This window comes from Arthrobacter sp. Soil763 (assembly GCF_001428365.1).
In the GTDB taxonomy this organism is placed as follows: domain Bacteria; phylum Actinomycetota; class Actinomycetes; order Actinomycetales; family Micrococcaceae; genus Arthrobacter.
In genome coordinates this window covers 153,419-170,827 of sequence record NZ_LMSH01000001.1, presented here as the reverse complement: position 1 = coordinate 170,827, position 17,409 = coordinate 153,419, and the positions used below count along the sequence as shown (strand labels likewise).

16 protein-coding genes are annotated in these 17,409 nt (G+C 68.3%); 8 read left to right on the top strand and 8 right to left on the bottom strand.

The annotated features are described in order from the left end of the window. The first annotated feature begins 47 nt into the window (after positions 1–47). The 4 genes from ASG71_RS00745 to ASG71_RS00730 all read left to right on the top strand — a co-directional run bounded on the left by ASG71_RS00745 (position 48) and on the right by ASG71_RS00730 (position 4,539). Positions 48–1,334, top strand: a complete 1,287-nt coding sequence (locus ASG71_RS00745; protein ID WP_056736127.1) for a M23 family metallopeptidase — start codon at positions 48–50, stop codon at positions 1,332–1,334. Positions 1,335–1,445: 111 nt separating this feature from the next. Continuing rightward, a complete protein-coding gene (locus ASG71_RS00740; protein WP_056736125.1) occupies positions 1,446–1,931 on the top strand; it encodes a glutathione peroxidase in 486 nt (161 codons plus the stop codon). A gap of 244 nt (positions 1,932–2,175) precedes the next feature. Beyond that, positions 2,176–3,387: a formaldehyde dehydrogenase, glutathione-independent gene (gene fdhA, locus ASG71_RS00735; protein WP_056736123.1), complete on the top strand. Its 1,212-nt coding sequence runs from the start codon at positions 2,176–2,178 to the stop codon at positions 3,385–3,387. A 207-nt stretch (positions 3,388–3,594) separates the two neighbouring features. Then, positions 3,595–4,539 (top strand): phosphodiesterase, encoded by a 945-nt coding sequence (locus tag ASG71_RS00730; protein ID WP_056736118.1) that lies wholly within the window; start codon positions 3,595–3,597, stop codon positions 4,537–4,539. Between the two features lie 6 nt (positions 4,540–4,545). Here ASG71_RS00730 and ASG71_RS00725 read toward each other — a convergent pair whose 3' ends face one another. Both ASG71_RS00725 and ASG71_RS00720 read right to left on the bottom strand, forming a co-directional pair. Continuing rightward, entirely contained in the window at positions 4,546–6,129 is a 1,584-nt protein-coding gene (locus tag ASG71_RS00725) for a stealth family protein (RefSeq protein ID WP_235563893.1), read from the bottom strand. 91 nt (positions 6,130–6,220) lie between these two features. Continuing rightward, entirely contained in the window at positions 6,221–7,129 is a 909-nt protein-coding gene (locus tag ASG71_RS00720) for a hypothetical protein (protein ID WP_056736116.1), read from the bottom strand. 156 nt (positions 7,130–7,285) lie between these two features. On the opposite strand from ASG71_RS00720, the gene ASG71_RS00715 reads away from it, so the two are divergent. Together ASG71_RS00715 and ASG71_RS00710 are read left to right on the top strand one after the other, a co-directional pair. After that, positions 7,286–7,585, top strand: a complete 300-nt coding sequence (locus ASG71_RS00715; protein WP_200947924.1) for a type II toxin-antitoxin system VapB family antitoxin — start codon at positions 7,286–7,288, stop codon at positions 7,583–7,585. Continuing rightward, a complete protein-coding gene (locus ASG71_RS00710; RefSeq protein ID WP_056736112.1) occupies positions 7,578–8,258 on the top strand; it encodes a LytR C-terminal domain-containing protein in 681 nt (226 codons plus the stop codon). Before ASG71_RS00715 ends, ASG71_RS00710 begins: the two co-directional genes overlap by 8 nt. 11 nt (positions 8,259–8,269) lie before the next feature. Here ASG71_RS00710 and ASG71_RS00705 read toward each other — a convergent pair whose 3' ends face one another. The 3 genes from ASG71_RS00705 to ASG71_RS00695 all read right to left on the bottom strand — a co-directional run bounded on the left by ASG71_RS00705 (position 8,270) and on the right by ASG71_RS00695 (position 10,297). Continuing rightward, positions 8,270–8,908 carry a TetR/AcrR family transcriptional regulator gene (locus ASG71_RS00705; protein WP_056736110.1) on the bottom strand — a complete coding sequence of 213 codons (639 nt, stop codon included), beginning with the start codon at positions 8,906–8,908 and terminating at the stop codon, positions 8,270–8,272. Positions 8,909–8,990: 82 nt separating this feature from the next. Further along, positions 8,991–9,707, bottom strand: a complete 717-nt coding sequence (locus ASG71_RS00700) for a DsbA family oxidoreductase (RefSeq protein WP_056736108.1) — start codon at positions 9,705–9,707, stop codon at positions 8,991–8,993. Continuing rightward, on the bottom strand, positions 9,704–10,297 hold the full coding sequence (locus ASG71_RS00695; RefSeq protein WP_082574719.1) for a GNAT family N-acetyltransferase: 594 nt from the start codon (positions 10,295–10,297) through the stop codon (positions 9,704–9,706). The genes ASG71_RS00700 and ASG71_RS00695 overlap by 4 nt, the downstream gene beginning before the upstream one ends. A gap of 190 nt (positions 10,298–10,487) precedes the next feature. On the opposite strand from ASG71_RS00695, the gene ASG71_RS00690 reads away from it, so the two are divergent. Next, entirely contained in the window at positions 10,488–11,636 is a 1,149-nt protein-coding gene (locus ASG71_RS00690) for a CynX/NimT family MFS transporter (protein WP_056737146.1), read from the top strand. Between the two features lie 211 nt (positions 11,637–11,847). Here the strand turns inward: ASG71_RS00690 and aceB are convergent, their stop codons facing one another. Beyond that, the gene (gene aceB, locus ASG71_RS00685) at positions 11,848–13,509 is read right to left on the bottom strand and encodes a malate synthase A (RefSeq protein ID WP_056736105.1); all 1,662 of its coding nucleotides are present in this window, start codon (positions 13,507–13,509) and stop codon (positions 11,848–11,850) included. A 158-nt stretch (positions 13,510–13,667) separates the two neighbouring features. Beyond that, positions 13,668–14,984 (bottom strand): isocitrate lyase, encoded by a 1,317-nt coding sequence (gene aceA, locus ASG71_RS00680; RefSeq protein ID WP_056736103.1) that lies wholly within the window; start codon positions 14,982–14,984, stop codon positions 13,668–13,670. Between the two features lie 139 nt (positions 14,985–15,123). On the opposite strand from aceA, the gene ASG71_RS00675 reads away from it, so the two are divergent. Beyond that, positions 15,124–16,635 (top strand): helix-turn-helix transcriptional regulator, encoded by a 1,512-nt coding sequence (locus ASG71_RS00675; RefSeq protein ID WP_056736101.1) that lies wholly within the window; start codon positions 15,124–15,126, stop codon positions 16,633–16,635. 18 nt (positions 16,636–16,653) lie between these two features. On the opposite strand, the gene ASG71_RS00670 is transcribed toward ASG71_RS00675, so the two are convergent. Then, positions 16,654–17,049 carry a hypothetical protein gene (locus ASG71_RS00670; RefSeq protein ID WP_157366137.1) on the bottom strand — a complete coding sequence of 132 codons (396 nt, stop codon included), beginning with the start codon at positions 17,047–17,049 and terminating at the stop codon, positions 16,654–16,656. Positions 17,050–17,409 lie beyond the last annotated feature (360 nt).

Below are 17,409 nucleotides of genomic sequence, written 5' to 3'. Positions count from 1 at the left end.
ACTGGGGAAACTCATCGAATGGACGGTCCAGGGCTTCGACTATTGTCGTGCGCGCCCTGTCCGCGGCCTCCGGGGTGGCCCTGGCCCTGCTGCTTTTCGGCTCACCCGCGCCCGCGGGCCCCGGCACCCGGGACACGACGACGCCGGCCGCGGCCGGTTCCGTGGGCCCCGGACTTCTCGATGCCCGAGACGACACATCCGCCGTGGCCGGCAACGGGCCCGCGACGGCGGCCGGTCCGCTGACAGTGGACCGCCGCGCCCTGGTCTCCTTCGCCCGGACCACCGTCCAGACCCGGTCCAAAACAGGCAAGGTCGAACTGCGGGCAGCATCGGCCGGTCTGTCCCGGCCGGGCAAGGGCTTCCTGATGGCTCCCCTCGAGACGCTCAACCAGTCCTCGCACTTCGGCCTGCGCACCAGCCCCCTGACCGGAGCGGCCGGGGAATTCCACTGGGGCCAGGATTTCGCTGCGCCGTGCGGCACCCGAGTGTATTCCGCCGACGCCGGCGTGGTCCGGGCAGTGGGCTGGCACCCCTGGGGCGGCGGAAACCGGGTCGAAATCGACCACGGCAACGGCCTGATCACGACCTACAACCACCTGCAGGGCATCGCAGTGCACAAGGGCGAATCAGTGGGGGTAGATGAGGTGATCGCCCTCGTCGGCACCACCGGATCCTCCACCGGCTGCCACCTGCACTTCGAGACGATCCTCAATGGCGCGCACGCGAACCCGCTGGACTGGAAGTTCCTCCCCACCCGGCAGGTCGACAAGCTCGACGCCATCCGGATGACCAGCTACGCCCCCGGCGCCGACAAGGCCGGGGACGGCAGCCCCGACGCCGACTGGGCGATCCCGGTGGCGGCAGACCACACCCACGCGGTCACCGGAGGCATCCAGGAAAAGCCGGTGGCCCACGCCGACGGCGCCCGCACCGCGCCGACGGCGACCAAGACGCCGGGGGCCGCCACGACGCCCACTTCCGACCCCACGCCCACCGCAACGCCCACGCCCACTGCGACGCCTTCGCCGGACGTCCCCACGGCCCCCTCTGCGACGCCCACGCCCACGGCGACGCCGACGCCGGGCGTTCCCACGGCCCCGGCACCGACGCCCACACCGACCGAGACCCAGCCCGCGGTGCAGCCCAGCCCCGACCCGACCCTCGCGCCGGCCCCGGCGCCCGTGGTGACCGATCCGGCGTCGGCAACGGGGCCGTCCGCAACCGTCGCCCCGCCCCCGCCGGCCCCCTCGCCGACCGTGACTGCGGCGCCCGCGGAGAGCACCGCCACCAAGCCGTCGGCCGGCCTGGAACCGTTGGCAACGGCGTCGCCGTAGCCGGGGCCGGCCGCCCCGGGACTCCCTGCCGCGGCAGGCCCATACCGGTGCGGGGCGGCAACGAACCAGTGTCATGACCCTTTCCGGCCCCTACGAGCGAGGAACGCGCCCATGACCGCCCTGCACTCCATTCCACTGACCCTCAACGACGGCACCGAGACGGACTTCGGCGCATTCAAAGGACGCGTGGTGCTGGTGGTGAACGTCGCCTCCCAGTGCGGCTTCACACCCCAGTACACCGGCCTCGAAGCCCTGCACAACAAGTTCCGCGCCGAGGGCTTCAGCGTCCTCGGCGTCCCGTGCAACCAGTTCGCCGGGCAGGAGCCGGAGGACGACGCCGGAATCGCCGCGTTCTGCCAGCGCAATTTCGGTGTGACCTTCCCGCTGACCGCCAAGGCGGACGTCCGCGGCCGGAAACAGCACCCGCTCTACGCCCAGCTCACGAAATTCCGGACCGGCCTCCTGCCCGGGTTCGTGAAGTGGAACTTCGAGAAGTTCCTGGTGAACCGCGACGGCGTGGTCATCGCCCGTTTCGCCCCGACGGTCGAGCCCGACTCGCCCGAGATTATCGAAGCGGTCCGGCAGGCCCTCGCCTGATCCAGGCGGCGGAGAACCGGCGATCGCCCCCTCGAAGGCAAGGGCACAAGGGACCCTATCCCTCCGCGGCATCACGGCCTAGACTGGCCGAACCTTCCGACATCTAGCCACCACCGCCGGGCAGACTGGTCTGCCCTGCCGGCGACGCAGCCGGCCGCGGGGGCCCGCGGGAGGTGCATCAGCACGCTTCGAGAATCACAACTGGGCACTCAACATTGGGGTCCGTGAAACCAGGAGGAAAGTGATGACAGGAAACAAAGCCGTTGCCTACAAGGGGCCAGGAAAAGTCGAACTGATCGACATCGATTACCCCACTTTCGAACTCAAGGACGGCCCGGGGGTCAACCCCGCCAACGTGGGCCGGCAGGTGCGCCATGGCGTGATCCTCAAAACCGTTGCCACGAACATTTGCGGGTCGGACCAGCACATGGTCCGCGGACGCACCACCGCACCAGCCGACCTGGTCCTCGGCCACGAAATCACCGGCGAAGTCGTGGAAGTGGGTCCGGACGTCGAGTTCATCAAGGTGGGGGACATCTGTTCGGTCCCCTTCAACATCGCCTGTGGGCGCTGCCGCAACTGCAAGGAACGCAAGACCGGCATCTGCCTGAACGTCAACCCGGACCGGCCTGGCAGTGCCTACGGCTACGTCGACATGGGCGGCTGGGTAGGCGGCCAGGCCAACTACGTGCTGGTCCCTTACGCGGACTGGAACCTGCTGAAGTTCCCGGACAAGGACCAGGCCCTTGAGAAGATCCTGGACCTGGCCATGCTCTCGGACATCTTCCCGACCGGCTTCCATGGCGCCGTCTCGGCCGGCGTCGGGGTGGGCTCCACGGTCTACGTTGCCGGCGCCGGCCCGGTCGGCCTGGCGGCGGCCACGAGCGCTCAGCTGCTGGGCGCCGCGGTGGTGATCGTGGGCGACATGAACGAGGACCGGCTGAAGCAGGCGCGCTCCTTCGGCTGCGAGACGGTGGACCTGTCCAAGGGCGGCCCGGCCGAGCAGATCGAGCAGATCCTGGGCGTTCCGGAGGTCGACTGCGGCGTCGATGCGGTCGGCTTCGAGGCCAAGGGACACGGCCACGATGCCAAGGAAGCTCCGGCGACGGTACTGAACTCCCTGATGGAGCTCACGGCGGCCGGTGGTGCCCTCGGCATCCCGGGCCTCTACGTCACCGGCGACCCGGGCGGCATCGACGAGGCGGCCAAGAAGGGCGCCCTCTCCCTCAGCCTGGGCACCGGCTGGGCGAAGTCGTTGAGCTTCACCACCGGCCAGTGCCCGGTGATGAAGTACAACCGCGGCCTCATGATGGCGATCCTGCACGATAAGGTGCACATCGCCAAGAACGTCAACGCCAAGTCGATCACCCTTGAGGACGCACCCAAGGGCTACGCCGAGTTCGACGCCGGCGCGGCCACGAAGTACGTGCTCAACCCGAACGGCTACCTGAGCTAGCCGCCCGCAACCCAAGTAAAACCGCTTCCGGCGGGCACCGCCTGTCCATGCCGGGACAGGTATGTGCCCGCCGGAACACTTGGTTATTGCCACTTTTGAAACATGCCTACTGGAGTTTGCACACCGCAGGCCAATTGTCTGGTTGGATAGATAGTACTGAGAGGGACGCAGGGGGCCACCGCCCCCACCCAACCAGGAAGGTCTGCAATGGAGCTCATCGAGGCCGAGCACCCCCGGCCACGCCATTTCCTACTCCACCTGAGCGATCCGCACCTGCTGGGCGGCACGGATCCCCTGCACGGCGTGGTGGCCAGCGATACCCGCTTGAGACAACTCTTTGATCAGGTCCTCGCCTCCGGCGCCCGCCCTGAAGCCGTGATTTTCACCGGCGACCTGGCCGACCGCGGCGAGGCCGCCGCCTATGCAAAGCTCCGGGCCATCGTTGACCCCGCCTGCCGGGCGATGGGCGCCAAAGCCATCTGGGCCATGGGCAACCACGATGACCGGTCCAACTTCCGGACCGGCCTGCTGGACCAGCCGGCGGACGGGGCGCCGGTGGACCGCAGCTACTTCATCAACGGCCTGCGGGTGATCACCCTGGACACGTCCGTCCCCGGTTTCCACCACGGCGAATTGGACCCCGAACAGCTGGAGTGGCTCGCCGCCGAACTCTCCACCCCGGCGCCGGACGGCACTATCCTGGCGCTGCACCATCCTCCCGTGCCCTCCGTGCTGGACCTGGCGGTGCTCGTGGAGCTGCGCGGCCAGGCGGCGCTCGCCGGGGTGCTGCGGAATTCCGACGTGCGCGCCATTCTTGGCGGCCACCTGCACTATTCGACGACGGCGACGTTCGCGGGCATTCCCGTTTCGGTGGCCTCGGCCACCTGCTACACCCAGGATCTGAACGTCCCCGTCGGCGGCAGCCGCGGCCGGGACAGCGGCCAGTCCTTCAACTTGGTCCACGTCTACGAGCACACGATCGTCCACTCGGTGGTGCAGGTCGGGGACACCCTGCCGGCGGTGGGCGAATTCGTCACGGCCGAGGAAGCCCAGCGGCGCATCGCCGCCGCCGGGATCCGCCTCCCGCGCCAGGCCAGGCTTGAGGACCCTGCGGCCGGGCCTGGCCAGCGCAGCATCGCCACCCGCAACTAGCCGAGGTTATTTCTCCCAGGGCGCCTTGATCGGGAAGTACTTCTCCAGGAAATCAGTGACCACTTCGGCGCGCTCATCGGCCGGGACCTCCGGGAAGCTGCCGTCGTTGAGGCAGAAGAAGTCCATGTTCCGCTTGGCCAGCAGCTTCGGCAGGTAGTTCAGGCCCGCCCGTGCGGTCGTATCCACGTACCGCACCTTGGCCGCCGTCTGGGTCACGGCCCGGCCGGTCAGCAGTGCGTAGTAGTGGTAGAACGAGTTGGTCACCGAGATGTTGTCCGCGGCGCGGAACCTGCTGGCCGCCGTCTTGGCGAATTCTGCGGGGAACTCCTCCTCCATCTGGGCCACCAGGCTGCGCCGGAGCGGCGCCGCGGTGTGTTCCAGGTGCCGGGTCGTGATCCGTCCGAAGCGGTCCCACAGCAGCTTGCGGTTGACCCGCGCCGCGTTTTCGAACCCGCTGCGCTCGGCGTCGTTTTCACCGAGGCCGATGCGCGTCTCCGCCTCAATGAACTTGGTGATGCCGCCCGGGGTGAAGAACATGTCCGGCCGGACCGTGCGGCCGAAGAACATGTCGTCGTTGGAGTACAGGAAGTGTTCGGAGAGGCCCTCGATGTGGTGGAGCTGGCACTCCACGGCCTGGGAATTGTGCGTCGGCAGCACCGAGGGGTCGGCGAAGAACTCCTCGCTGCGCACGATCGTCACGCCCGGGTGGTCCGCGAGCCACTCCGGTGCCGGGGAGTCCGTCGCGATGAAGATCCGGCGGATCCACGGCGCGAACATGTAGACCGAGCGGAGCGCGTACTTCAGTTCGTTGATCTGCCGGAAGCGGGCCTCGTGATCGTCGCCCTCGCCGACCACGACGCCGGCCATCTGCGCCCGCCGCGCCGCGATGTACTCCGGGGAGCTGCCGTCCACCCAGGAGAACACCAGATCGATGTCGAAGCTGATGTCGCTGGCGTGGTCCGCGAACATGTTCTCGATCGTGGGCCACGTGTGGCCGTAGCGTTCCACCGTGCCGCGGACGGCGTCCTGCGCCAGCAGGGTCCGCCGGGTCAGCGAGTTTTCAATCGGCAGGATCAACTCGTCGCCCTCGAAGCTCCACAGCTCCAGCTGGACTCCGGCCGAGGCGCCAAACTCCAGCCCGCCGCCGGGCTCCACCCGGGGCCGGTACAGCCGGAAGATGCGGCCCTGGCGGTTGGGTGAGAGTTCGCCGTCGGCGACCAGCACGGAGGACTTCTTCTTGGCGTCGACGGTCATGGAGTAGAACGGTTCGTCCCGGCAGGCTTCGACCAGCGCCGCCCGGAGCTTCCGGCGGTTCTTCCAGTCCACGGCCAGCACCGGCCGGTCGTTGTTGCCCCGGACCAGCAGGTAGTCCAGGTTCGCATCGTCCAGGACCGCCCGAAGGAAAATCAGGTCCTCGACCATGGCCTGGTACGGGGTGCGGTTCTCATTGATCAGGGCGTATCTGCCGTGCCGGCGCACGACGTCGGGGCGCGTGCGGAGCCGTGCGACTGCGGCCGGCGAGGTGACCTCGGCGTGGGCGTGGTTGTCCTCGGTCGCCTGGCTGCCGTAGTAAATCTCGTCCTGGATCAATGCGTCCGTAATGTCAGTTCTCCGAGTCGTTGAAGGCCTACAGGGTTCTCTACTTGCATAATATCCCGCGCCGCAAAACCGGCCCGGGGGGCTACCCGGCCAGGGCCTCGCGCCAGCTGCGCAGGAAAGCTGCGCCGGCGTCGTCGTGGATGACCTCCGCGCCGAGCCCCAGGTCCGAGGCGGTCAGCACGTCGTACGGCTTGACCGGAACGCCGTCGGCCGGCCGGACATCCACGTGCTTGACCGGGTGGTCGTTGTGATGCAGCCAGTCCGCCATGGCGTAGTCGGTCCGCGAATCGCCGACGGTGCGCCAGGCCTGCGGGGTGATGCCCTGGCCGGCCAGCAGTTCCACCGCGCGGCTGGCGCCCAGGTCCTTGCCCAGCCGGACGGATTCGATGTCGGTGGAGATGATGGTGGGGTCCACCCGGTAGTCGATGCGGTCATCGCTGTCCGGGGCATGGTGGTCCAGCCGGGCCACACCCAGGCCGTGCCGGGCCATCAGGTCCATGGCATCGGCGTCGAACAGCGCCTGTTCCTGGCGGTACTCGGCATTGGCGACGTCGATGTGCTGCTCCACCGAGACCATGGCGCGCTTTGTCTCGTCGAAGAACATGTGGCTGGCGTAGTCCTCGGCGACGAGCCGGCGCACGTCGTCGCCGAAGGCCTGCGGGACTGCCAGTTCGCGGTCCACGTGCACCGGGCCCGGCCCCGCGGCGGTGTAGCTGAACCACACCGCGCCCTTCTCGCAGATGGCGTGGACCAGGAGCCCCTCCGGCATCCCGGCGGCGATCATCGGGGCCATCACCTGCTCACGGATGAACGCATCCGAACGCCCGGTGTTGAACACCACCGGGATCCCGGCCGCCGCCAGGGCCAGCAGATCCGCAATGATGGCGGGCCGGACGTCGCGGGTCAACGGACTGGCCACCGGGCCGTCGACGTCGAGCAGCAGGGCCAGAGGCGGAGTCAGGGGCGCGGCGGGGCGTGCGGTTTCAGTCATGGCTCCATTCTCTCAGCCGGGGCCCGGGAGCCGCCCGCCGGTCGCCGTTCATGACGCGCGGCCGGCCGTGTGACAAATGATCACTGTTTGGCCACAACCTCCGGCGCCAACCCCGCTGTGATTCCCCTGGCCGTTGATCTTCCTTAGGCTTGCATGGTGATCTTTAAAGCTGTGGGCGAGGGACGCCCGTACCCCGACCATGGTTTCAACACGCCCAAGGACTGGGCCGCCCTGCCGCCGCGGCCCGTCCGGCTGGACGAGCTTGTCACGACCAAGCGGACCCTGGACCTGGACGCCCTGCTCGCCGAGGATTCGACCTTCTTCGGAGACCTGTTCCCGCACGTCGTCGAATACCGTGGTGTGCTCTACCTTGAGGACGGGCTGCACCGCGCCGTCCGCACCGCCCTGCACCAGCGCACCGCGATCCACGCCCGTGTCCTGGTGCTCAATGGCTAGGAAGCCCAAGGACCCGACCGTCCTGCACGGCCATCACGTCGTTACCGGCTCCGAACTGCGGGCCGCGTTCGCGGAGGATGATGAGCTCGAGAACCCGGCGCGGATGCGGCGCCGGATCCTGCACGGCGTGGTCCTGGTCCTCCTGCTCGCGCTGGTGACCGCCGCCGTCGTCGTCGCCCTCCAGATCCGCGACGGCCAGATCAAACTTCCGACGGCGGAGCGCAGCCAGGCGGCGGCGACGGTGTGCCCGCAGGCAACGTACGATTACACGCCGCACGCCAAGATCAAAGTGAATGTCTACAATTCCACCAGCCGGCCCGGCCTGGCGCTCACCGTGGCCAACGAGCTCCGGGCGCGCAAGTTCACCGTGGGCGCGGTGGGCAACACGTCCTCCGGCTTCCGCGGCGTGGCCCTGGTGGTCTCCGGCGCCGCGGGCCAGTCCGGGGCATTCAGCGTCCAGCGCAACCTGCCCGGATCGGACTACGTACAGGACGCCCGCAACGACTCGAGCGTGGATGTCATCCTGACCGGCGACTTCAAGGCGCTGGCCAAGCCCGCGCTCGTGGACCAGACGCCGGGCAAGCTCAGCTGCCCGCGGGAATCCCGGCGGGTGGTCGAGGATCCGGCGGCGCCGGTGGTGCCGACCGTGGTGCCGGCCAGCCCCAAGCCCTGACCTTCAGCCGCCTAGCCTTCCAGGCGGAGCGGGCGGCCGGCGTCGTCGAACCGGGCCCCGGCGCCCAGCTGGATGAAGCGGACCGTGCGGGCGATCCGCGCCTCTGCCTCCGCGTCCGCGCCGGCCCCGTCGCCGCGGGCCGCGCTGGAGGAGAGGGTGCCGTGGATGAGCTGGGCGAGCTGGCCGATGTCCGCGGCCGGGAGGTAGCCCTGGGCCATGCCGTCGCGGAGGATGCCCTGCAACAGGACGCTGAGCTCGCCCACATGGTCCGCCAGTTTCGCGAACGACGCCGGGGAGAGCACCGCGCCCATGGCCGGGCCGGGCGGCAGGTGGCGCCGGCTCAGGTCCGCCACCTGCGCGCGGACGTACAGGGCCAGGCGCTCGACGGGATTCTCGAGCGAGGCCAGGGAATCGCGCAGTTCCACGAGGAACCGCTCCGTCTCGTCCAGGGCGTAGGCGATGAGGAGTTCTTCGATGTCCGCGTAGTAGTTGTACACCGCGGTGCGGCCGATCCGCGCGTGGCGGGCGACATCGGTCATGGTCAGCCCGGGCAGGCCGTGGGTGAACAGCAGTTCGCCGAAGGCGGTCAGGATGCGGCGCTGGGTCTCGGCGCGTTGGGCGGCGTTGCTCGCGGCCGAAATCCTGGGCATACGGACACTTTAGCGCGATCTGTCACTAAAAGCGGCACCTGCCGTCCCGCCGGGGCCGCGGTCCCGCCGGGCCGGCGCCGCCTCAGACGGCGCAGCCGTCCGGCCCGCACACGGCGCCGTCTTCGCCGGTTGCCGGCGAGCCGGCGTCGACCATGACCAGCGGGTGGCTTTCCTGCCAGGCCTGTTCCAGGGCAGCGGTGAAGGTTTCCGCCGGCTGCGCGCCCGAGAGCCCGTACTTGCGGTCGATTACGAAGAACGGCACGCCGCTGATGCCGAGGGCGCGGCCTTCGGCGAAGTCCTGCCGGACCTCGTCCGCGAACCTGTCGGTGCTGAACAGCTCCTCCACCGCGGCGGCGTCGATCCCGAGGTCCCGGCCCAGCGAGGTCAGGTAGTCACGGCTGCCGATGTCGCGGCCGTGCTCAAAGTGGTCGCTGAGCAGCCGTTCCTTGGCGGCGTCCTGCTTGCCGTGGGCGGCGGCCAGATGGATCAGCCGGTGGGCCGTGAAGCTGTTGGCCACCACGACGTCGTCGAACCGGTAGGTCAGGCCCTCCGCGGCGGCCACGGCGGCCACCTGCTCGAACATGCCGCTGACCTGCGCCGGCGCCATGCCCTTGCGGGTGCTCAGGTAGTCCAGTTCGGTGCCGTCATAATGCTCCGGCAGGGAGGGGTCCAGCTGGAAGCTGCGCCACTGCACCTCGACGGAGTCGCGGTGCAGGAAGGCCGCGAGGGCGGTTTCAAAGCGGCGCTTGCCGATGTAGCACCAGGGGCAGGCCACGTCGGACCAGATCTCAATCTTCATGCTGGCGACAACCGCGGCCGCCCCGGGACCATTCCCGCCGGGTTGCGGGCCGGGACGTCGGGGACCGGGCGTTCCATCACGAAGTCGTGCTCGACGGCGGCGCCGAGGGTGAAGGATTTCGTCCCGACCTTCCGGAAGCCGGACTTCTCATAGAAGCGGATCGCGCGGGCGTTCTGGTCGTTGACGCCCAGCCACAGGCCGCCGGCGCCGGCGGCAGCCGCGGTGGCGATGCTGGCCCGCATCAGCTCCGTGGCTGCGCCGAGGCCGTGGTGGTCCGGATGAACGTAGCACTTGCTCAGTTCCGTGGCAGGGCTGGTGCGCAGCGCCGCGGCCACCTCCGGGTCCTGCGCCGGCCGGGCCAACAGCAGGCTGTAGCCGCGGAGGGCGCCGTCGACGTCGAGGACCAGCACCGTGACATCCGGATCGGCCAGGTAGCCGCGGAAGTTGGCCGCGCTGAGCGTGTTTGCCAGGTGCGCGGCGATGTCTTCCGGCCGGGACTCCGGCGGGCAGGCGAGCGGAAACGTGACAGCGGCAAGTTCGGCCAGCGGCGCGGCGTCGTCGGCGGTGGCTTTCCGGATGAGGTGGGTCATGCCAAAAACCCTAGCCCGCGGACGGTGCCCGGGGATCTTCGTGAATCTGGGCCGTCATGTTCGGGCGGGTGCGGCGCCGGCGCTCACGGTGCGTGATAGCAATGGGACTGATGAAAACATATTTCTGCCGCGCCGGGTCCCGGGCCGCCGGGTGAGCGCCCTGGGCAGGGTCCCGCGCGGGGTGCTCCTGATGATCGCGATCGGCCTCATCGCCTTGAACATGCGCGGCCCGTTCGTGGCGGTGGCGCCGGTGGTGGGCGACATGCAGCGCGATCTGGGCTTCTCCCCGGTGGAGATCGGCTTCCTGACCGGCATTCCGGTGCTTTGCTTCGCCCTCGCGGCCCCGTTGGCGTCGCTGACCGGGCGGAAGCTCGGCCCGGAGTTCGCGATCACGCTGACCCTGCTGGGGGTGCTGGCCGGCGTCGTGGTCCGTTCCGCCGGCGGGGGAGCCGTGGTGATGCTGGGCACAGTTATCCTCGGCATTGCGATCACCATCGGCAACATCGTCGTGCCGCTGATCATCCGGCGCGACTTCAGTCCGGCCCAGCAGGGCGCCGCAATGGGCACCTACACGGCGACGCTGAACATCGGTTCGTTCGTCACCTCGATGGTCACGGCCCCGCTGGCGGAACTGCTCGGCTGGCGTCCGGCCATCGCGGCGTGCGCCCTTTTTGCCCTCGCGGCCGGCGCGGTGTGGGTGGTGGCTGCCGGCAGAAGTTCGCTGCGGGCCGAGCCTATCCCGGGCGTGGACCCGGACCGGACGGCGGGCCGGCCCGCGTCGCGCTGGATTACCGTGGCGCTGACGGCGGGGTTCGCCGGGCAGGCCTTCTCCTACTACGGCGTGACCGCCTGGCTGCCCAGCCTCCTCGGGGATGAGCTGGGCCTGGCCCCGGCGGCGGCGGGTGCCGGGTCCTCGCTGTTCCAGATCCTGGCGATCGCAGGCGGGCTCGGCGTTCCGCTGGCGGCGCGTTTTGCCAGCACGACGGCGGTCGGCCTCACCCTGGGCGCGCTGTGGCTGACGGTTCCGCTGGGGCTGCTGTTCGCCCCGGAACTGTGGTGGCTGTGGTCCTCGATCGGCGGGGTGGCGCAGGGCGGCGGCATTACCCTGATCTTCCTCGCCATCATCCGGCTGGCCCGGGACCAGGCCTCCGCCGGGAGGATGTCCGCCGTGGTCCAGGGCGCCGGCTATTGCTTTGGCGCGGCGGCGCCCACCTTGCTGGGCTACGTGCACGGTGTTTCGGGTTCGTGGACCGGGCCGCTGCTGATGATCCTGGGCTCGGTGGGACTGTTCATTGTCGGGTGCGCGCTGTCCCTGCGGCACATCCCGAAGACGCACTAACTCCAGCGCGAACGGACACTTGGGGCCCTTACCCCGGCGCCCGCCAGCGCGAACGGACACTTGGGGCCCATGCTCTGAAGAGAACATGGGCCCCAAGTGTCCGTTCGACGCCGTTGTCGGGTGGTCTGCGGAGGGTTTTCCGTTGCCGGGCTGCCGCCCCGGATCTCGGGGAGCCTGTTGCGAAGGGCGTGGCAGCCCGGCGGACGGAAGTCTAGGCGGCGACCAGATCCGCGCCGCGAACCTCCGCGGCGCCGTCACGGGCTTCGTGCAGGAAGCGGTCGTACGCCGGCAGGGTCAGGAAGGCCGGGAACTCGTTGCTGAGCGTGACCTCCTCGAAGATGTCGCGGGCGTCGGCAAAGCGGTCGCCCTCGAACCGCTCGAGCTTGGCGAACTCCTCGTCCAGCATGTCCTCGACCCATTCGTGGGTGATGACGTCGCCGTCGTCGGTGATGGCCCGGGAGAAGATCCACTGCCACAGCTGCGAGCGCGAGATTTCCGCCGTTGCCGCGTCCTCCATGAGGTTGTGGATGGCCACCGCGCCGTTGCCGCGCAGCCAGGACTCGATGTACCGGATGCCGACCTCGATGTTGTTCCGCACTCCCTGTTCGGTGATCGTCCCGGTGGTGGAGGCGATGTCGATCAGCGCGCGGTCGTCCGGCGTGACATCCTCGCGGAGCCGGTCCAGCTGGTTCGGGCGGTCGCCGAGGACGCCGTCGAACACCTCCCGGCACACCGGCACCAGGTCCGGGTGCGCCACCCAGGAGCCGTCGAAACCGTCGCCGGCCTCACGGGTCTTGTCGGCGCGGACCTTCTCGAAGGCGATGGCGTTGGCTTCCTCGTCCTTGCGGTTGGGGACGGCCGCGGCCATGCCGCCGATCGCCATGGCGCCGCGCTTGTGGCAGGCGCGCACCAGCTGTTCGGTGTAGGCGCGCATGAACGGCTGGGTCATGGTGACCTGGCCGCGGTCCGGGAGCACGAAGCGCGGGCCGCGGGTGCGGAAGTTCTTGATCAGCGAGAAAATGTAGTCCCAGCGGCCGGCGTTCAGGCCCGCGGCGTGGTCGCGCAGTTCGTAGAGGATCTCCTCCATCTCGAACGCTGCGGTGATGGTCTCGATCAGCACCGTGGCCCGGATGGTGCCCTGCGGGATGCCCAGCAGGTCCTGGGCCAGAACGAAGATGTCGTTCCACAGCCGCGCCTCGAGGTGGTTCTCAATCTTCGGCAGGTAGAAGTAGGGCCCCTTGCCCTGGGCGATCAGCCGGCGGGCGTTGTGGAAGAAGTGCAGGCCGAAGTCGACGATGCCGCCGGCCACCGGAACGCCGTCGATCAGCATGTGCTTTTCCGGCAGGTGCCAGCCGCGGGGGCGGACCACGATGGTCGGCAGGTCCTCGGCGGCGCGGAGCTTGTACTCCTTGCCCTCCGGGGAGGTGAAGTCGATCCGGCGTTCCAGCGCGTCGGTGAGGTTCAGCTGGCCCTGGATGACGTTGCGCCACGACGGCGTGGAGGAGTCCTCCATGTCGGCGAGCCAGACCTTGGCGCCGGAGTTCAGCGCGTTGATGGTCATCTTCTTGTCCACCGGGCCGGTGATTTCGACGCGGCGGTCCTCCAGGCCCGGCGCCGGGGGAGCGACGCGCCACTCCGGGTCATTGCGGATGGACTCGGTTTCGGGGAGGAATCGCGGGTCCTGGCCCTTGGTAATCTGCTGGCGCCGTTCCTGCCGGGCCCGAAGCAGCTCCTGCCGGCGCTCCGCCGTCGCCCGGTGCAGGTTGCCGATGAAGGCCAGCGCATCCGGCGTCAGGACCTCGCCCTGCCGGCAAATCGGCTGTGCGGTCAACGTAATCCCGTTGATGGTGAAGTTGTCAGTGAAGCTGTTCATGGGAGTTGCTCCTTGGAAAGTCCGCCGTTGCCCTATCACTTTCGGTCCCTAAGCGGGGTCCGTGACGGCGCTAAGTGATAGGGCAACGGGCGGGTAAAGTGTGGGCCCACGGCCGCCGGGTTCCCTCGCGAGCTTGCGAGCGGAGGGGCGGCTGGGGATTAGTGGAACTGGCCTTCTTCGGTGGATCCCACCAGGGCCAGGGTGGATGCGTTCGGGTTGAGCGCGGTGGCGATGTCGTCGAAGTAGCCGGTGCCGACTTCGCGCTGGTGCTTGGTGGCGGTGTAGCCGCGTGCTTCGGAGGCGAATTCCTTCTCCTGCAGCTCGACGTAGGCGCTCATGCCTTCCCGGGCGTAGCCGTGGGCGAGGTCGAACATCGAGTAGTTCAGGGCGTGGAAGCCGGCCAGGGTAATGAACTGGAAGGTGAAGCCCATGGCGCCGAGTTCGCGCTGGAACTTCGCGATCGTGGCGTCGTCGAGGTGCTTGCGCCAGTTGAACGACGGCGAGCAGTTGTAGGAAAGCATCTGGTCCGGGAATTCGGCCTTGACCGACTCGGCGAACTTGCGGGCCAGCTCCAGGTCCGGGGTGCCGGTCTCCATCCAGATGAGGTCGGAGTACGGCGCGTAGGCCTTGGCCCGGGCGATGCAGGGTTCGATCCCGTTGCGGACCTTGTAGAAGCCCTCGGGGGTGCGCTCGCCGGTGATGAATTCCTGGTCGCGCTCGTCGACGTCGGAGGTGATCAGGGTTGCGGCCTCGGCGTCGGTGCGGGCGATGATGACCGACGGCGTTCCGGCGACGTCGGCCGCCAGCCGGGCCGCGTTCAGCGTGCGGATGTGCTGCTGGGTGGGGATCAGGACCTTGCCGCCGAGGTGGCCGCACTTCTTCTCCGAGGCGAGCTGGTCTTCCCAGTGCACGCCGGAGGCGCCGGCCTGGATCATGGATTTCATCAGTTCGTAGGCGTTCAGCGGGCCGCCGAAGCCGGCCTCGGCGTCGGCGACGATCGGCACCATCCAGTCCTCGACGGTCTGGATGCCCTCGGAGAACTCGATCTGGTCCGCGCGGAGCAGCGCGTTGTTGATGCGGCGGACCACCGTGGGGACGGAGTTGGCCGGGTAGAGCGACTGGTCCGGGTAGGTGTGGCCGGAGTTGTTGGCGTCGGCGGCGACCTGCCAGCCGGAGAGGTAGATGGCGCGGAGGCCGGCCTTGACCTGCTGCACGGCCTGGTTGCCGGTCAGGGCGCCCAGGGCGTTGGTGTACTTGCCGGTCTTGTGCTCTTCGGTCAGCTGCTTCCAGAGCTTCTCCGAGCCGCGGCGGGCCAGCGTGTGTTCCTCGGAGACCCTGCCGCGGAGACGGACGACGTCGGAGGCCGAGTAGTCCCGAGTGACGCCTTCCCAGCGCGGGTTGGCAGCCCACTCGAGCTCCAGGGCGGCGGCCTGCTCTTCGGGCGTCTGCTGGGTGGGCTCAAATGCTGCAGTCATTGTTGATCTCCTTTGATGACCCGGCCGGTGCCTGCTGCTTCTTCACAGTGGTACCGGGTGGCCCGGGCGAATAACTTTTCCGTACGACCAACTTTTCTGCAGTTTCAAGGGGGTTTCTAGACCAAAACTGTGGAAAGAAATGCAGTTCTTCCCGTATTCTTCAGAAATGCATCCGAACAGCTGGAACCGCCGCGTCGCGTCCCCCTCCGCCGCCGTCGAACCGGAAGCCGACGTCATCAGCATGGGCCGCAGGGTCCGGCACCTGCGCAAGGCGGCCGGGCTCACGCTCGATGACCTCAGCGCCGCCGTCGGCACCGCGCCGAGCCAGCTGAGCCTGATCGAAAACGGCAAGCGCGAACCCAAGCTCGGCCTGCTGCAGCAGCTCGCCGCCGCGCTGGGCACCACCATCGACGAACTGCTCGGCGCGGAACCGCCGAACCGGCGCGCGGCGCTGGAAATCGAGCTGGAGCGGTACCAGCGGAGCCCGCTGTACGAGTCCCTGAAACTGCCGAAAATCCGCATCAGTTCGCGGCTTCCGATGGATGTGCTGGAGTCCATGGTGGGCCTGCAGCACGAGCTGGAACGCCGGCTCAACGAGCAGGTCGCCACGCCGGAGGAAGCCCGCCGGGCGAACGGCGAACTGCGGGCCATGATGCGGGAACGGAACAACTATTTCCCGGAGTACGAGGCGGAGGCGCAGAAGGTCCTGGCTTCGGTCGGGCACACCTCCGGGCCGCTGTCCCACCACGTCATCGCGGACATTGCCGGGCACCTCGGTTTCAGCCTGCACCACGTGGGCGACCTGCCCCATTCCACCCGCTCGGTGACGGACCTGAAGAACCGCCGAATTTACCTCACGCAGAACGCCCGGAGCGACCATGACCCCCGGTCGGTGCTGCTGCAGGCCCTGGGCCACTACGTGTTGGGCCACCAGACGCCCACGAACTACGGTGACTTCCTGATGCAGCGGGTGGCCACCAACTACTTTGCCGCCGCGCTGCTGCTGCCGGAGCAGGCCACCGTTGAGTTCCTGAAACGCGCCAAGCAGGCCAAGGAAATCGCGGTCGAGGACATCCGGGATGCGTTCGCAGTCTCCTACGAGACCGCGGCGCACCGGTTCACCAACCTCGCCACCGAGCATTTGGACCTACGCACGCACTTCCAGAAGACGCACAAGAGCGGGATTATCTACAAGGCGTACGAGAATGACGGCGTGACGTTCCCGCAGGACCACACCGGTGCCATCGAGGGCCAGCCCTCGTGCAAGAACTGGACCTCCCGTGTGGTGTTCGACGTGCCGGACAAGTTCAGCGCCTACAACCAGTACACCGATACCCCCGCCGGGACGTACTGGTGCACGGCCCGGACGGAACGTTCCGCGAACGGGGAGTTCTCGCTCTCCGTGGGCGTGCCCTACGCGCAGGTCAAATGGTTCCGCGGAAGGGACACCACGGAACGGTCCAAGTCGACCTGCCCGGACGAGAGCTGCTGCCGCCGGCCTCCGGCGTCGCTGACCGCGGAGTGGGCCGGGAATGCCTGGCCGTCCGCCCGCGCCCACTCCCACCTGCTCGCCGCGATGCCGCCCGGCGCCTTCCCCGGCGTGGACGAGACCGAGGTCTACTCCTTCCTTCAGGCCCATTCGGGCTCCTGACCCCCTCCCGACGCTCCCTCAGGTCTGGCGGGTGTTTGGGTGACGCTCCCTCAGGTCTGGCGGGTGTTTCCGGGACGCTCCCGCACCGTTGCGGGAGGCATGATGAATGTTGGCGGCTCGCTTGCCCGGCCAGCCTTCGGGTAAGAATCTCGCGCTGAGCAGCCCGTTATAGAGGATGCAGCGCACGGCCTGGTAGCTTTCCGGGGTACCGGACCACCGGTCCTTGTCCATCAGAAAGTGCACGAATTCAAATAGGGAACCACAGAAAAGGACCGCAAAATCGGCATCGCGCTCAATGAGCAACGCCACGAGTTCGGCCGTGTCTTCCGGCTCTATCGCGCTGACAGTGGCGTCGCCATAGATTTCGGCATGAACCTGGAAGAATGCGGTCAGCAGCTTCAGGACGACTGACACGTCGTTTACTATCGCGTGCTCCGAGTGCCAACGCACGAATGCGGGAACAAGGGAATCCAGTTCCTGGGCGCTCCGATGCGAAGCGAGGGAATTCTTCGCACTGTAGGCCGCGTTCCCTGCCCGGTGCCCGCCGGCGCTCCGGATTGCCGGCCGACACCGGGGTTTTTTGGCCACAATCGATCCTCTCGGTGGGTGGTGGCAGGAGGCGCAATGCCTACCCACAACGCTATGAGTGTGGAACTCCGGGCCTCAACGGCGGCCATTCGTATGTGGAAAACGGGTGTCACCGCGCGGCCAGCTAATTCAGTCCCCCCATAACCACAAAATGCGCGCCAAGGTGCGCGGACTATATTGGCCAGT

What these genes read in the sequence shown, in the direction of transcription:
- aceB (WP_056736105.1), bottom strand. Translation starts at nt 13,509, where the DNA reads ATGAACAGCTTCACTGACAACTTCACCATCAACGGGATTACGTTGACC.
- ASG71_RS00710 (WP_056736112.1), top strand. Translation starts at nt 7,578, where the DNA reads ATGGCTAGGAAGCCCAAGGACCCGACCGTCCTGCACGGCCATCACGTC.
- ASG71_RS00695 (WP_082574719.1), bottom strand. Translation starts at nt 10,297, where the DNA reads ATGACCCACCTCATCCGGAAAGCCACCGCCGACGACGCCGCGCCGCTG.
- fdhA (WP_056736123.1), top strand. Translation starts at nt 2,176, where the DNA reads ATGACAGGAAACAAAGCCGTTGCCTACAAGGGGCCAGGAAAAGTCGAA.
- ASG71_RS00675 (WP_056736101.1), top strand. Translation starts at nt 15,124, where the DNA reads ATGCAGTTCTTCCCGTATTCTTCAGAAATGCATCCGAACAGCTGGAAC.
- ASG71_RS00690 (WP_056737146.1), top strand. Translation starts at nt 10,488, where the DNA reads ATGATCGCGATCGGCCTCATCGCCTTGAACATGCGCGGCCCGTTCGTG.
- ASG71_RS00730 (WP_056736118.1), top strand. Translation starts at nt 3,595, where the DNA reads ATGGAGCTCATCGAGGCCGAGCACCCCCGGCCACGCCATTTCCTACTC.
- aceA (WP_056736103.1), bottom strand. Translation starts at nt 14,984, where the DNA reads ATGACTGCAGCATTTGAGCCCACCCAGCAGACGCCCGAAGAGCAGGCC.
- ASG71_RS00700 (WP_056736108.1), bottom strand. Translation starts at nt 9,707, where the DNA reads ATGAAGATTGAGATCTGGTCCGACGTGGCCTGCCCCTGGTGCTACATC.
- ASG71_RS00720 (WP_056736116.1), bottom strand. Translation starts at nt 7,129, where the DNA reads ATGACTGAAACCGCACGCCCCGCCGCGCCCCTGACTCCGCCTCTGGCC.
- ASG71_RS00705 (WP_056736110.1), bottom strand. Translation starts at nt 8,908, where the DNA reads ATGCCCAGGATTTCGGCCGCGAGCAACGCCGCCCAACGCGCCGAGACC.
- ASG71_RS00740 (WP_056736125.1), top strand. Translation starts at nt 1,446, where the DNA reads ATGACCGCCCTGCACTCCATTCCACTGACCCTCAACGACGGCACCGAG.